Source organism: Providencia sp. (assembly GCF_003533305.1).
Taxonomy (GTDB): domain Bacteria; phylum Pseudomonadota; class Gammaproteobacteria; order Enterobacterales; family Enterobacteriaceae; genus Providencia.
The window spans coordinates 198,956-213,709 of sequence record NZ_DOEH01000013.1 but is presented as its reverse complement, the minus strand read 5'-3'; the positions used below and the strand labels follow the sequence as shown (position 1 = coordinate 213,709).

13 protein-coding genes are annotated in these 14,754 nt (G+C 38.4%); 2 read left to right on the top strand and 11 right to left on the bottom strand.

Annotation, left to right across the window (positions count from 1 at the left end; genetic code table 11):
- Nucleotides 1-14: 14 nt before the first annotated feature.
- From emrA to nrdH, 10 genes are all read right to left on the bottom strand, one after another.
- Complete coding sequence (gene emrA / locus DD649_RS07060; protein WP_294105057.1) at nucleotides 15-1,196, bottom strand: multidrug efflux MFS transporter periplasmic adaptor subunit EmrA; 1,182 nt, start codon at nucleotides 1,194-1,196, stop codon at nucleotides 15-17.
- A 225-nt stretch (nucleotides 1,197-1,421) separates the two neighbouring features.
- The gene (gene mprA / locus DD649_RS07055; protein WP_294105055.1) at nucleotides 1,422-1,937 is read right to left on the bottom strand and encodes a transcriptional repressor MprA; all 516 of its coding nucleotides are present in this window, start codon (nucleotides 1,935-1,937) and stop codon (nucleotides 1,422-1,424) included.
- Between the two features lie 660 nt (nucleotides 1,938-2,597).
- On the bottom strand, nucleotides 2,598-3,788 hold the full coding sequence (locus tag DD649_RS07050; protein ID WP_294105054.1) for an MFS transporter: 1,191 nt from the start codon (nucleotides 3,786-3,788) through the stop codon (nucleotides 2,598-2,600).
- Nucleotides 3,789-4,372: 584 nt separating this feature from the next.
- Nucleotides 4,373-5,368 (bottom strand): glycine betaine/L-proline ABC transporter substrate-binding protein ProX, encoded by a 996-nt coding sequence (gene proX / locus DD649_RS07045; RefSeq protein ID WP_294105091.1) that lies wholly within the window; start codon nucleotides 5,366-5,368, stop codon nucleotides 4,373-4,375.
- Between the two features lie 111 nt (nucleotides 5,369-5,479).
- Nucleotides 5,480-6,679 (bottom strand): glycine betaine/L-proline ABC transporter permease ProW, encoded by a 1,200-nt coding sequence (proW, locus tag DD649_RS07040; RefSeq protein WP_294105052.1) that lies wholly within the window; start codon nucleotides 6,677-6,679, stop codon nucleotides 5,480-5,482.
- Nucleotides 6,669-7,871, bottom strand: coding sequence for a glycine betaine/L-proline ABC transporter ATP-binding protein ProV (gene proV, locus DD649_RS07035; protein ID WP_294105050.1), 1,203 nt, complete (start codon nucleotides 7,869-7,871; stop codon nucleotides 6,669-6,671). Before proV ends, proW begins: the two co-directional genes overlap by 11 nt.
- Nucleotides 7,872-8,611: 740 nt before the next feature.
- Nucleotides 8,612-9,583 carry a class 1b ribonucleoside-diphosphate reductase subunit beta gene (gene nrdF / locus DD649_RS07030; RefSeq protein ID WP_294105048.1) on the bottom strand — a complete coding sequence of 324 codons (972 nt, stop codon included), beginning with the start codon at nucleotides 9,581-9,583 and terminating at the stop codon, nucleotides 8,612-8,614.
- A gap of 14 nt (nucleotides 9,584-9,597) precedes the next feature.
- Nucleotides 9,598-11,730, bottom strand: coding sequence for a class 1b ribonucleoside-diphosphate reductase subunit alpha (gene nrdE / locus DD649_RS07025; RefSeq protein ID WP_294105046.1), 2,133 nt, complete (start codon nucleotides 11,728-11,730; stop codon nucleotides 9,598-9,600).
- An 11-nt stretch (nucleotides 11,731-11,741) separates the two neighbouring features.
- The gene (gene nrdI, locus DD649_RS07020) at nucleotides 11,742-12,155 is read right to left on the bottom strand and encodes a class Ib ribonucleoside-diphosphate reductase assembly flavoprotein NrdI (protein WP_294105044.1); all 414 of its coding nucleotides are present in this window, start codon (nucleotides 12,153-12,155) and stop codon (nucleotides 11,742-11,744) included.
- A gap of 8 nt (nucleotides 12,156-12,163) precedes the next feature.
- The gene (gene nrdH, locus DD649_RS07015; RefSeq protein WP_294105042.1) at nucleotides 12,164-12,391 is read right to left on the bottom strand and encodes a glutaredoxin-like protein NrdH; all 228 of its coding nucleotides are present in this window, start codon (nucleotides 12,389-12,391) and stop codon (nucleotides 12,164-12,166) included.
- A 287-nt stretch (nucleotides 12,392-12,678) separates the two neighbouring features.
- On the opposite strand from nrdH, the gene DD649_RS07010 reads away from it, so the two are divergent.
- Both DD649_RS07010 and cspE read left to right on the top strand, forming a co-directional pair.
- On the top strand, nucleotides 12,679-13,137 hold the full coding sequence (locus DD649_RS07010; RefSeq protein ID WP_294105040.1) for a methylated-DNA--[protein]-cysteine S-methyltransferase: 459 nt from the start codon (nucleotides 12,679-12,681) through the stop codon (nucleotides 13,135-13,137).
- Nucleotides 13,138-13,351: 214 nt separating this feature from the next.
- Nucleotides 13,352-13,561, top strand: coding sequence for a transcription antiterminator/RNA stability regulator CspE (gene cspE, locus DD649_RS07005; RefSeq protein WP_294105038.1), 210 nt, complete (start codon nucleotides 13,352-13,354; stop codon nucleotides 13,559-13,561).
- Between the two features lie 134 nt (nucleotides 13,562-13,695).
- Here cspE and lipA read toward each other — a convergent pair whose 3' ends face one another.
- Nucleotides 13,696-14,661, bottom strand: coding sequence for a lipoyl synthase (lipA, locus tag DD649_RS07000; protein ID WP_294105036.1), 966 nt, complete (start codon nucleotides 14,659-14,661; stop codon nucleotides 13,696-13,698).
- Nucleotides 14,662-14,754 lie beyond the last annotated feature (93 nt).

Sequence of the window (14,754 nt, the reverse complement as noted above, 5' to 3'; positions counted from 1 at the left end):
ATTGGCCTCTTTGCTTATTTGTTGCCATAGTTATTATTAATTATCTCAGTAACTATTTTGTTCGCAGGAGACATATCAATTGCTAAAGCAGATGTGTGGTAAGCGGGTGTATCACGCATACCTTTTGAAAGCACTTTGCCATCTTTATTTAAGGTATCGACAGAAACTTCTGTTGAAAGACCAATACGTAGTGGGTAGTTTTCAAGTTGTTTTTCATCTAGTGCAATACGCACTGGCAAGCGTTGAACAACTTTTATCCAGTTGCCACTTGCATTTTGAGCCGGAAGTAGAGAGAAAGCACTACCAGTTCCCATGTCTAATCCTACAACCACACCATTAAAAACGATATCTTTACCATAAAAATCAGTGGTTACTTTGGCAGGTTGGCCAATGCGCATATCTGCAAGCTGTGTTTCTTTGAAATTTGCGTCAATCCACATTCCATTAGAGGGGACGATGGCCATTAATGGCGTTGCAAGGGTGATTTGTGAACCTACTTGCACGCTGCGGCGCGAAACATAACCATCAACAGGGCTGACAATTTTAGTCCGTTGTAGGGTTAACCAGCTATTTCTTACTTGGGTAGCGGCTTGTTCGACTGCGGGTTGTTTTTCTATTGCTGTATTAAGCACAATAGCTTGATTTGCATTGAATTGTTCAATAGCAACATCAAGGGCAGCTTTAGCACTAATAACAGAATCTCTCGCGTGTTGTAGTTCTTCTTTACCGATAAGATTACTATTCCCAAGTACTTCACGACGTTTTAAATCGTTTTGTAATCGACTAAGTTCAGAGCGTTTCACATCAATATTAGCTTGATATTGTCTGCTATTAATCATGTTTTGACGTGTTTGGCGTACACTATTCGCCAGCTCAGTCTTTGCTTTATCTAATGCAATTTCGGCATCTCTTGGGTCAAGCTCAACTAATATTGTGCCACTTTTGACAAAGTCAGTGTTATCAACATTAACCGTCATTACACTACCTGATACCTGAGATTGGATTTGAACTTGGTTTCCGGCAACGTAAGCATTGTCGGTAGACTCATGGTGACGAAGAACTAAATACCAGTAAGCAGACCAGCCAATCCCAATGGCAATAAAAATAAATGTTAAGAATACTAGTGCATTTCTGCGTTGCCTTTTTTTATTCCGTTGTGGCTGTTGCGTTTCTGGCATTTCCTCGCGGACGCTCATTCTGGTAATTCTCCATGTATGGATAAGGATCACAAACGTTTCCAGCAGTTAGTGATTAACTACTGGAAACTGAGACTACAAATTATGTTTTTACTTGATGGGGTAACGTAAAGCATAAGGTAGAAGAATAATGAAATATTAGGCACTGAACAGTCTTTTTTTGTTATTGAGCCTAGATTAGGCTCAAATACATTAACCATATAAAATGAATGGTTAATCGTCGAATTAATTTTTTATGTTATCGAGCTTGTTAAGCAACTTGCGCATTAATTTACTAAGTTGTTGTTTTTCATCTACATCTAATACTGACCAAATTTCAATTAATGCTTCATGCTGAGGAGGTAATAATCCATTTAAAAATTCAGAACCTTTCTCAGTCAGATGAAGATGCAGGCAGCGTCTATCGTTATGGCTTTCTTTGCGTTCTATCCATCCATGCTTTTCTAATTCATCAGCAATCCGTGTTGCATTGGTGCGAGAAGAACCGAGAGCCGCACTAAGCTCTGACGGTTGAATACTGCCAGTATCTTTAGTATCAAGGATCATTAAAGCCATAAATAGTGTTTCATTGATACCTTGAGATCTTAACATGTTATTACGAGAATCAAGTAGCTTGCCATGAACATGCATACTAAGACGAGTTAATAAAATTTCATTATCTGGAATTTCTTTGTTGAGTAACTTTTGTTGTTCAACACGAGCGTTTAATAGCGATTCAGTCGGTGTAAATGAACTTTCCATTATTTGGATACCTTATTAGTTTCAGTTGGTAAGATTACAACTGTCATCAACCATATAAATGGTATATTAAAAGATAAAATTAGCAATTATACTTAATTGATATCATCAATTTTATTTTGATAATGATACATCATTCATAAATATTGTGAATGTAAATTACGCGTTTCAGTATAGCGTAATTAAAATAAACTGTTTTTTTCACACATATAGCGTTAAAAACTGATGAAATAGTCAGAATTTACATATCAAATAAAATCATATAAAACAATATATAATCACATTGCATTAACTTAATACCACTTTTTTTGTTACTTAAGCATTACAATGCAGATGGCATTTACTATAAATTAAGCGAAAATACGTAGATTTAACTTGAGTATTTATTGTTTTTCATCGAAACAATAAGGTCAGTAAGTAATAATTATAGCGTCTTATTAAGGCATATCTTTTGTTTAACTGTGTCATTTGTTAACTTTTGCTAGCGAAACTATAACACTACATAATTATTTATCATTAATTGAGTTCTCAAATCATGAAAAAATAGTTTTAAGCTGAATTTAAGTATGAGATTAAGTAGTAATATATTATGATTTTTTATGTGTGAAGTTAGGTCATCGCATCCTATCGATAGATGCGATGACCTGATCTGAATACAGTAATTTAGGTTTCATCTGAGGGGGATATGGTTGGATCAAATCGGATACCGATTGCCCAAACGACTAAACTAATGAGCGTTAAAATAATACCTGCAATGGCAACACCTTCCCAGCCACCATGTTCATAGGCATAGCCAGACAATAGTGAACCGAGTGCACCGCCAATAAAATAGCTTGTCATATAGCCAGCGGTGAGGCGATTACGTGCGTCAGGCAAAATACGGTACAAAGTACTTTGGTTGGTGACATGAACAGCTTGTACCGCAAGGTCGAGGACTAAAACACCAATAATGAAAGCGACAAGAGAGTATTTTGCGAAAGCGATGGGTATCCAAGAAAGTAATAATAAAGTAAGTCCAAGGGTTGTGAGCCATTTTCCTTTACCTTTATCGACTAAATGACCTGCTTGTGATGCCATTAATGCGCCGGCAGCACCAACTAATCCGAAAAGGCCGATTGTGCCTTCAGAATAATTAAAGGGTGGACTAGCAAGTAAAAATGCCATTGCAGTCCACAATAGGCCGAAATTAGCAAAAGAAAGGGCACCGAGTAGACCTCGTGTAACCAGAACAGGAGTGCTGCAAAATAAACGGCCAATAGAACCAATTAATTGGAAATAATTAAGGTCAGTTTTTTGGTGATATCGAGGTAGTTTGACTGCAAGAACTATCATTAAGATCATCAATAATCCAAAAGCAACAAAGTAAATAGCACGCCAACCACCGACAGTTGCAACAGCTCCAGATACGGTTCTTGCCAATAATATTCCTAGCAATAACCCACTCATGATGATACCAACGGCTTTACCTCGTTGGCTTGGCTTCGCGATTGACGCCGCCATAGGGATCAAAATTTGAGCAACAACAGAAAATAATCCAGTTAATGCAGTCCCTAATAAAATCTGCCAGACATGACTAGAAAGCGCTGTAATAAGTAAGCCGATCGCAGAGAGTGAAGTCATGATTAAAATAAGGCGTTTGCGCTCAAATAGATCGCCCAAAGGCACTAAAAAAAACAAACCCGCAGCATAGCCCAATTGCGCAGCAGTGACGATAAATCCTGCCATATTGGTTGTTAAATTAAATTGTGTAGCAATGGTTTCTAATAGCGGTTGTGCATAGTAGTTACTTGCAACGACTAGTCCCGTTGCGATTGCCATCAAGATGGTTAGGCCTTTCGTCAATTCTGTGTTCATACCCGTCATACTTCAAGTTGTAGGGGTGTTGGCTTCACTCATGATCCCAAGTCACATACTGATGTATGCTCCTTGTGACTCATTCATTTGCCGCCTACCTACAACTCGAATTATTTAGGGTATGGATACCCGCTATTTTTCAAATTGTAGGGGTGTTGGTTTCATTCATAAACCCAAGTCACATACTGATGTATGCTCCTTGTGACTCATTCATTTGCCGCCTACCTACAACTCGAATTATTTAGGGTATGGATACCCGCTATTTTTCAAATTGTAGGGGTGTTGGCTTCACTCATGATCTCAAGTCACATACTGATGTATGCTCCTTGGAATTCATTCATTTACCGGCTACCTATAACTTGAATTATTTAGGGTATGTATATCGCCCTGACTTCAAGTTATAGGGTGTAATAATTTTAACAATCCATTATATCTATAATTTAAGCTTGATTATCGTTTTTTGTTATTGATAAAAAGAGGAAATGGGGCGATTTTTTTGGGGGAAATATTTATTGATTGGTTGTTGATAATAAAAAAGCCATCTTCAATTTGAAAATGGCTTTGATTATGAAGTAAAAATTAGATTATTTCGCTGCTTGGCGAGCCTGCTCAACCCAACCATCAAAGGTAGACTGATGCGCTTTAATCCAAGCATTGGTATGACGTTGAATATCAGCTTGAGACGATTCCCCATTATGCATTCTTAGATTTTGCGCATTAATATCTGAAATTGGTAATTTCATAATTTCAAATAGTTTAGCGGCGGCTGGGTTATCTGCTGCCCATTTTTTGTTCGCGACAATGTGCATGGTATTTGGTGGGAAACCATAGTTTTTACCATTCGGTAGTGCCGTATCAGTTTTCTCACCGTTAGGCATTGAAGAGAACGGAACTTCTAACCAAACGACATCACGACCCGGTTTTAGCACATCACTGATCCAGTAAGGGGTCCAAGTGTAATAAAAGATAGGTTTGCCTTCTTTATAGCGCGTAATGGTATCAGCCATCATCGCTGCATAGTTTCCTTGATTATGATCGACGGTTTTTTCTAAGTTATAGGCTTTTAAATGATTATTAATTGCTGCTTCACAACCCCAGCCCGGGTTACAACCCGTTAAATCAGCTTTTCCATTACCATTCGCATCAAATATTTTGGCGATTTTAGGATCTTTAAGTTGCTCGACGTTGGTTATGTTGTATTTTTCGGCTGTTTTTTTATCGATTAAATAGCCTTGAGCAGCATTTGTTACGTAATTACCTTGGCGATAAAAGACTTTGTCTCCACCCGCGGCATCATATTGAGCATTATGCAAAGGAACCCAGCTGGTGGCGAGATAAGTGGCGTCACCATTGGCAATGGAAGCGTATGCAACGTTGTAGTCGACTTCTTTAATTGAGTCGATATCATAGCCTAATTGTTCAAGTGCTTTAGCCACTAATAAGGTTTGAAAGGTTTCTTCGCTAATTGTACTTTGAACAGGACTGATTTTGATTCCTTTACCGGGAAGATCGGCTGCGCCTGCAAGGGGCACGGTAAGGATCGCTGTAAGTGCAGATGCTATAATTATTGGTTTTTTCATTGTTAACTTATACATTATTGTTACCTCTGTTTTATTTCGCAGCTTGTGCTTGCAAGCTAAGGGACGCGTTAACGACCCTATTGTGAATGGAGGAAATTGTTACTTTTCTAACTATTTATCTGCTTTTTTACAGAATGGGCGAGCAATTAACCCGATAGGCCCTTTTTGATACCAGCGTGTGGATGTTTTATTACGCGTATCTTTCCCTAACGATTGTGTGAAGCGGTCTAATACAATCGCCAATATCACGATACCGACACCTCCGACAGAAGCGAGACCCATATCGAGACGGCCTATTCCGCGTAGTACCATTTGTCCAAGTCCACCAACTGCAATCATTGAGGCAATAACAACCATTGAAAGCGCCAACATCAAGGTTTGGTTGACGCCAGCCATAATAGTTGGCATGGCAAGAGGAAGCTGCACTTTAAACAGCATTTGTCGTGGGCTAGCACCGAAAGATTCCGCCGCTTCAACTAAATCTGCGGGAACTTGTTTAATACCCAATATGGTTAAGCGGATTATCGGTGGTAGCGCAAAGATAATTGTCACGACGACCCCAGGAACATTACCAATACCGAATAACATGACAATGGGTACTAAATACACAAAAGCTGGTGTAGTTTGCATTGCATCAAGGAGTGGTCGAATAATTTTGGCAGCTTTATCGCTGCGAGCTAGCCAAATACCAAGGGGAAGCCCTATAACGATACAAAAAAATAGAGAAGTCAGCACGAGGGATAAAGTCACCATCGCCTCAGACCAAGCCCCAATAGCGCCTATGGCTATCATTGAGACAAAGGTTGTCACACCCATCACTCGACCTGCTAATTGCCATGTTAAGAGCGTAAATAAAATGATTGCAACAGGAGAGGGCATCGATGTTAGAAATTGTTCAAAACCACTTAAGGTAAAGTCAATAGGGATACGTATTCCTTGGAATAGTGGGCGAAAATGCAGCACTATCCAATCAATACCATGAGCAACCCATGAATCTAAAGGGATCAGCGTGTGTTGAAACGGATCCATAATATTAAAGTGTTCAGGGGTGATGCTGTCAGTGGGAGCTGCATCTAGCCAATCACTTGAACCAGTATCTGTTGGAGCATCTGTACTTGAAGCTGTACCCCAAGGATCGTCACCTGATGTACTCGTTGTATCAGAGCTTGACGACCAAGGATCGTCGGCAGGAGGCGCTTCTTGTGTATTAGTTTGCGGTGATGCTGTGGTTGCTTGCGTATCAGCCCATGGATCTTGGTAATCATTCACTTGCTGCTGATCGGTGGTCTGTGCGTTATTTTTATTGCTCATTTGGCGTCTCCTTATCTAGCGCTTGTAGCAGCATTCCTTTTGATATCACGCCTAAATAGCGATTTTTGTCATTGATGACAGGAACGGCGCAGGGAGCTTGTGCAATTGTTGAGATAACTTCATTAAGCGGAGTATCGCCTTGAATGGGATCTATATCTGTTAAAATGGCGGCTTCGATACCGGTTTTATCGTGCAATGCTTTTTCGAGAGATTCTACTGAGACGACACCTGCAAAAGTATGACCTCGGGAGATTAAATACCCGTGATAGCGGTCTTCATCGTTGAGCACTTTAAGGGCTGAGCGAGGACCGAAGCCTGGCGCAACATGAAGAAGTGCATTAGGGCGTCTACGAGCGATGTCTTTGGCACTAAAAACTTGGCTAACATCAACACCACGAAAGAAGGTTCTGACATAATCATTTGCCGGATTATTAAGAATTTCATCCGGAGTACCTACTTGAACAACGATACCCCCTTGCATGATGGCAATTCTGTCACCAATTCGCATGGCTTCATCAAGATCATGAGAAATGAACACAATGGTGCGCTGTTTGTCGCCTTGTAAAGATAGGAGTTCATCCTGCATTTCTGTTCTGATTAGCGGGTCAAGGGCTGAAAATGCCTCATCCATTAACAGAATATCAGGATCATTTGCGAGTGCTCTTGCAAGGCCGATGCGTTGTCGCATTCCGCCAGATAATTCATCGGGATAGGAGTGCGCCCATTTATCTAAGTTAACTTGAAGAAGCGCATCCATAGCTTTTTTATGGCGTTCTTCTTTTGAGATACCGGATAATTCCATACCGAAAGCAGTGTTATCAATTACATTCATATGCGGCATGAGTGCGAAAGATTGGAATACCATACTGATTTTTGTACGTCTGACTTCTCGAAGTGCTTTATCAGAGATACTGGCAATATCTTCGCCATCAATCAATACTTGGCCAATAGTGGGTTCAATCAGGCGATTGAGGAGGCGCACCAACGTGGATTTCCCTGAACCAGAAAGCCCCATAACAACAAAGATTTCGCCTTCTTCAATCGCCAGATTCACATCTTGAACACCAACGGTTAGACCCGTTTTTTCAAAGATATCATCTTTATTCATACCTGATTCTAAAAGCTTAAAAGCTTGATCAGGAGCTTCCCCAAATATTTTATATAAATTTTTAACTTCTAATTTTATTGCCATACATTATTTACCCAATTTTCATTTGAACAGAAAAAGATAGCCTGTATCGAATGTTACTAATTCAATAATTACAGATTAAAAAATAAAAATGTTAATAACTGCTGTTTCTATCTTTGAAAATTATCAGGGCAGAGATTCCTTTTTATATTATTAGTTAGCTAGTATTTATTTAGCTATTATCGCTTTAATTTAATTTCCTCTCATGAAAATATTAATAATTTTTGTCAGCAATATAACCTAGCATAATAAAAAACTCTGACAACCCTAGGTTAAGCATAATTAATCAAAAAAAACAGTCATTATTTGAGTGTTAATTATTGATATGAATAATTGATTTAGATACTAAATAGTTAATGCTAGTATCATCAATATATAGTGATAACTTGCTGTTGAGCCTATATTTATTAAATGAGCATTATTTATTTTTTTTGTTGAATTAGATAAGATGTTAAACCAATGAAAATCTAAATAGGGTGTTACTTAATAGGTGTAAAAAACTTTATCAAATCACGCTAATCATTAAAATTATTAATGTTATTTGTGCGAATTTAGCTAGTACATCACCACTCTTTACCTAAATAGCTCATTAAAAATGAGTTATTTGACAAAATAATATATAAATACCGATGATATTAGGCTGTTTTTTGAGCCAAAAAAATCTTACCAAATAAAACTTTTATTATTCAGTAAGATATGGTTTTTGGCTTTTTCCGTGCTTAGATGTCAATTAAATTAATTGATTAAAAATTCCAATCATCATCTTCTGTGCTTACCGCTTTACCTATGATATATGAAGAGCCTGATCCAGAGAAGAAATCATGATTTTCATTTGCATCAGGTGAAAGTGCAGATAATATTGCTGCACTCACATCAGTCACTGTATCCGGAAATAAGGCTTCATAGCCTAAATTCATTAGCGCTTTGTTTGCATTATAATGAAGGAATTTTTTGACATCTTCAGACCATCCTACCGTGTCATATAATTCTTGAGTGTACTTAACTTCATTTTCATATAAGTCAAATAATAATGAAAATGTGAAGTCTTTAATTTCATTCTGAGTGGTCTCATCATATTGTAATAAAGATTTTTGGAACTTATAGCCAATATAATATCCGTGTATTGCCTCGTCTCTTATAATTAGCCTAATTAAGTCTGCTGTATTGGTTAATTTTCCTCGGCTTGACCAATGCATAGGTAAATAAAAACCGGAATAAAACAGGAATGATTCTAAAAATACACTGGCAATTTTCTTCTTAAGAGGATGTGAGTCGCAATAGTAAGACAGAATGATTTTAGCTTTGTTTTGTAATGCAGTATTTTCCTCACTCCAACGATAGGCGTCATCGACATCAGCGGTGGAGCACAAGGTTGAAAATATAGAACTGTAAGAGCGAGCGTGTACTGCTTCCATAAAGCTAATATTAGATAACACCGCTTCTTCATGAGGGGTTTGAGCATCAGCCATTAAGCAAGGCGCACCGACCGTATTTTGCAGTGTATCTAATAACGTTAGCCCCGTAAAAACACGAATGGTTAGTTTTTGTTCAGGGGGAGTCAATGTATTCCAAGAAGGTGTATCATTTGATAACGGAATTTTTTCGGGTAACCAAAAATTGGTGGTGAGACGATTCCAAACCTCGAGATCTTTATCGTCTTGGATACGATTCCAATTGATAGCCTTAATTGGGCCATTAGATGTGTGGGTAGTCATACCTATTTTTCCTTTTACAGTGAGCAAGACACACAACCTTCAACTTCAGTACCTTCAAGGGCAGTTTGACGTAGCCGAATGTAATACAAGGTTTTGATTCCTTTTTTCCACGCATAAATTTGGGCGCGGTTTATATCTCTTGTTGTTGCATCGTCTTTAAAAAATAGTGTCAATGATAAACCTTGGTCTACATGCTGTGTCGCGACGGCATAGGTATCAATAATTTTTTCAGGACCGATATGATAAGCATCTTGGTAGTATTCAAGGTTTTCATTATTCATAAAGGGGGCGGGATAGTAGACGCGTCCAATTTTTCCTTCTTTACGGATCTCAATACGCGATACGATAGGATGAATACTGGATGTTGAATTATTGATATAAGAAATCGATCCTGTTGGTGGAATCGCTTGTAGGTTTTGGTTGTAAATCCCATGAGTTATTATTGACTGTTTTAGATTGTGCCAATCTTCTTGTGTTGGTATTTCGATACCCGAACGTCGGAATAGTTCCTGAACGGTTTGTGTCTTTGGTAACCAGATTTGGTTGATATATTTATCAAAATACTCACCAGTCGCATAAGTTGACTGTTCAAAACCGAGAAAAGCTTCTTGGCGCTCAATCGCTAATTGGTTTGAGGTTTTCAAAGCGTGATAAGTGACGGTATAAAAATAAATATTAGTAAAATCGAGAGCTTGCTCAGAACCATAATAAATATGTTCTCTAGCAAGGTAACCATGCAAGTTCATTTGACCAAGGCCAATAGCATGAGATTGTCGGTTACCTTGAGCAATGGAAGGTACTGAACGGATATCACTCATGTCAGAAACGGCAGATAGTGCTCTAATTGCAGTTTCAATAGATATGGCAAAATTGTCAGAATCCATTGTGTTGGCAATATTCATCGAACCTAGATTACAGCTAATATCTTTCCCTATTTCTTTATAACTTAAATCATCTTCATAAAGACTTGGGCGATTTACTTGCAGTATTTCCGAACACAGGTTACTCATGTTAATTCGACCCGCAATTGGATTCGCACGGTTAGCGGTATCTTCAAATAAAATATAAGGGTAGCCTGATTCAAATTGTATTTCGGCTATAGTTTGGAAGAATTCTCGGGCGTTGATCTTAAATTTTTTTATCGCTTTATTATTGACCATTTCATAATATTTGTCTGAAACACTTATTTCAGACATTGGCACACCATAAACGCGCTCAACATCGTAAGGCGAGAACAGGTACATATCTTCATTATCTTTTGCAAGCTGGAATGTGATATCTGGAATAACAACACCTAAAGACAGTGTTTTTATTCGAATTTTTTCATCTGCATTTTCGCGTTTCGTGTCTAAAAATCGCATAATGTCAGGGTGATGAGCATGTAAATAAACAGCTCCAGCACCTTGGCGCGCACCTAATTGATTCGCGTAAGAAAAGGCATCTTCAAGCATTTTCATCACAGGAACAACCCCTGAAGATTGGTTTTCAATAAACTTTATTGGTGCGCCTTGTTCCCGTAAATTGGTCATCAAAAATGCGACACCGCCACCGCGTTTAGATAATTGCAACGCTGAGTTAACTGAGCGGCCAATAGATTCCATATTGTCCTCTATGCGTAATAGAAAACAGGAAATCAACTCACCTCGCTGTTTTTTTCCACAATTAAGGAACGTGGGGGTCGCAGGTTGGAAGCGGCCACTAATCATTTCATCAACTAAAAGGGAAGCTAGCGATATAGAACCTTGGGCGAGTGTCAGGGCGACCATGCAAACACGGTCTTCATAACGTTCAAGATAGCGTTTACCGTCAAAGGTTTTTAATGTGTAGCTGGTGTAATACTTAAAAGCACCTAAAAAAGTTTGGAAACGAAACTTATGAGCGTAGGCCTGTTTGAATAATTTTTTAATAAATTTAAAGTCATATTGTGCTAACACTTGCGCTTCGTAATAATTTTCATTGACCAAAAAATCAAGTTTCTCTTTTAAATCATGGAAAAACACGGTGTTTTGATTAACATGCTGACGAAAATAATGATGAGCGGCTTCTTTGTCTTTATCAAATTGAATATGTCCTTCGCTATCATATAGATTTAGCATGGCATTGAGTGCGTGATAATCAACCGTCGTTGTATTTTGTATTTTATCCATTGGGAATAACTCTAGTTTTGGGTATGTAGCCAGAAGGAATGCAGTCCATCACGTACAGATTCGACGTCACGCTGCGTTCCTAACAGTTCAAATCGGTAAAGGTAGGGGACATGACACTTTTGGGAAATAATGTCTCCTGCAATCGCATAGCCCTCGCCAAAATTAGTATTGCCTGCGGCAATAACACCTCGAATAAGTAATCGATTTGATTCAATATTTAAAAACCGAATAACTTCTTTGGGGACGGCGCCTTGTGTTCCTCCTCCTCCATAGGTTGGAAGAAGTAAAACAAAGGGTTGAGTTGCGATAAGTGGTTTACCTTCATCACCTATTAATAATCGAGTAGCGGGTATCGCAAGTTTTTCAACAAAACGATGACAATTACCCGAGCGACTCGAAAAGTAGATTAATGATTGGTTTGTCATCTCAATTCCTAAGAAACTAGGCTGTTTATCATATCAGGACGAAAACCTGACCAATGTTGATCGCCAACAATGACCACTGGGACTTGCTGGTAGCCTAATCGCTTAACTAGTTCAAAGGCTTGAATATCTAAAGTAAGGTCAATAATTTGGTAAGGAATGCTTTTTCTGTCTAGGGCTTGATAGGTAGCATTACACTGAACGCAGTTGGGTTTACTATAAATGATAATCTGAGCCATGTTAGTCACCGTTTCATTTTTTGAAAGTATTAGGAAGAGTGTTACTCATGGATAAATACTATATATAGATTTAAAATTTATCAACCACACAATATATAGTGTGAATAAAATATTGAATGATAATTATTCTAATTATCAGCTAGGTTGTTATTAACATTGAGAATAAAAAATAATGCGCTTGATGGTGCAATTAATCACACTGAGAAAAAAGATTATTGCAAAGTAGAAATGACACAGTTTATAACTGTATATACATTCAGGTAATTGAATCCAACTAAGGAGATAATATGTATCATCAATATTTAGCTTCACCGGAAAAATTTCCTAAACCGTGGATACATATTGCGGCTGATGATGTAGGGATAACCAGCCTCTATTTTGTGGATGAAAAAACGGAAAAAGAGCAAAAAAACGTGCATTCCAAGCTATGCGCTAAAGAATTAAAAGAATATTTTAGTCACAAAAGAAAGTTTTTTACGGTGACATTAAATCCACAGGGAACTGAGTTTCAAAAAAAAGTATGGCAACATCTTAGTGATATACCTTATGGCGAGCGTTGGAGCTATAAAGATTTGGCGCTAAAATTAGGTTCTGTTAATTATTGCCGTGCGGTTGGAATGGCTAATTCACGTAATCCAATTTCGCTAATTGTCCCTTGTCATCGGGTATTAGGGCATGATGGAAAGCTAGTGGGGTATACTGGAGGGTTAGATATTAAAGGTTGGTTGCTCAATCATGAGAAGTAATGTCTAAATAATTAACTCTTGACGATTTTAATGGGCGATAAAATGACCATCGATAAGAATAATTGGTCGATTTAAAGGCAATTAAACCTATAAATAATATTTTTTTGCATTTTTTATCAATTTTCGTGATCTAGGTTGTAGACAAGTTACTTAGATATCTGATGTACTGAGCATGATACATCGTGTGTCTATTTTATTTTAAAGGTAATATTTGATGTCTAAAGTTAAAGGTAACGTTAAGTGGTTCAACGAGTCTAAAGGTTTCGGTTTTATCACTCCAGAAGATGGTAGCAAAGATGTGTTCGTTCACTTTTCTGCTATTACAAGCGACGGTTTCAAAACCTTAGCTGAAGGTCAGAGAGTTGAATTTGAAATCACTGAAGGTGCTAAAGGCCCATCTGCTGTTAACGTTGTCGCTCTGTAATTTAAACAACTAAAACGAACAGCTATCAACTCGCTCTGGTTAATATCGGAGCGAGTTTTTTATTATCTAAAATTCAGTGCGAAAAGTTCGTTATTGGTAGGTAGTTAAAAAGCCTGAATGAACAGGCTTGCCCATTATTTAACTTCTTCACCCTTAGCTTGTAGATCAGCATGGTAAGAAGAGCGTACAAATGGCCCACAGGCTGCGTGGGTAAAACCCATAGCCATTGCTTCATCTTTCATTTCATCAAACTCAGCAGGGCTTACATAGCGTTTTACAGGCAGGTGGTGACGACTTGGCTGTAAATATTGTCCAAGTGTCAGCATGGTGACGCCATGGCGACGTAAATCGCGCATAACTTCGACAATTTCTGCGTTTGTTTCACCTAACCCAACCATAAGACCTGATTTGGTCGGAATGTCAGGGTGCGCTTCTTTGAATTTTTCCAGTAATTTTAATGACCAATCATAGTTTGCGCCGGGGCGGACTTGGCGATAAACCCGTGGGACATTTTCAAGGTTATGATTGAATACATCAGGTGGCGTTGCGGTTAATATTTCTAATGCACGATCCATTCGACCTCTGAAGTCGGGCACCAATGTTTCAATTTTGATATTAGGGCTTTTTTCACGAATAGCGCTAATGCAGTCAGCAAAGTGTTGAGCTCCACCATCACGAAGATCATCACGGTCAACAGAAGTGATAACAACGTAACGTAATGCCATATCTTTAATTGTTTGTGCAAGTTTTGCAGGTTCATTGGCATCTGGCGCGTTCGGGCGACCATGGGCAACGTCACAAAACGGGCAGCGGCGGGTACAAATCGCGCCTAAAATCATGAATGTGGCAGTACCATGATTAAAACATTCAGAAAGGTTAGGACATGAGGCTTCTTCACAAACAGAATGCAGGCCATTTTTACGCATGGCAGCTTTAATGCCTTGGATGCGAGTTGAGTCAGCAGGTAACCTAATTTTCATCCAGTCAGGTTTACGTAGAATCTCTTCACGTTCGGTAACGACGTTTTTGACTGGGATCAGCGCCATTTTATCGGCGTCACGATATTTAATTCCGCGTTCTATCAGAATGGGTTTACTCATAATATGCCGGTTCCAGTTATTTTTTGAGCTGATGGACAGGTTCTAATGCTTATATTTACCAGACTAGAATTATAGGTATTGATCATTCGAGTT

Coding starts and splice junctions, on each gene's coding strand:
- nrdI (WP_294105044.1), bottom strand. CDS start 12,155: ATGACAAACCAATCATTAATCTACTTTTCGAGTCGCTCGGGTAATTGT.
- nrdF (WP_294105048.1), bottom strand. CDS start 9,583: ATGACTACCCACACATCTAATGGCCCAATTAAGGCTATCAATTGGAAT.
- proX (WP_294105091.1), bottom strand. CDS start 5,368: ATGAAAAAACCAATAATTATAGCATCTGCACTTACAGCGATCCTTACC.
- cspE (WP_294105038.1), top strand. CDS start 13,352: ATGTCTAAAGTTAAAGGTAACGTTAAGTGGTTCAACGAGTCTAAAGGT.
- proW (WP_294105052.1), bottom strand. CDS start 6,679: ATGAGCAATAAAAATAACGCACAGACCACCGATCAGCAGCAAGTGAAT.
- DD649_RS07010 (WP_294105040.1), top strand. CDS start 12,679: ATGTATCATCAATATTTAGCTTCACCGGAAAAATTTCCTAAACCGTGG.
- emrA (WP_294105057.1), bottom strand. CDS start 1,196: ATGAGCGTCCGCGAGGAAATGCCAGAAACGCAACAGCCACAACGGAAT.
- proV (WP_294105050.1), bottom strand. CDS start 7,871: ATGGCAATAAAATTAGAAGTTAAAAATTTATATAAAATATTTGGGGAA.
- nrdE (WP_294105046.1), bottom strand. CDS start 11,730: ATGGATAAAATACAAAATACAACGACGGTTGATTATCACGCACTCAAT.
- mprA (WP_294105055.1), bottom strand. CDS start 1,937: ATGGAAAGTTCATTTACACCGACTGAATCGCTATTAAACGCTCGTGTT.
- lipA (WP_294105036.1), bottom strand. CDS start 14,661: ATGAGTAAACCCATTCTGATAGAACGCGGAATTAAATATCGTGACGCC.
- DD649_RS07050 (WP_294105054.1), bottom strand. CDS start 3,788: ATGAACACAGAATTGACGAAAGGCCTAACCATCTTGATGGCAATCGCA.
- nrdH (WP_294105042.1), bottom strand. CDS start 12,391: ATGGCTCAGATTATCATTTATAGTAAACCCAACTGCGTTCAGTGTAAT.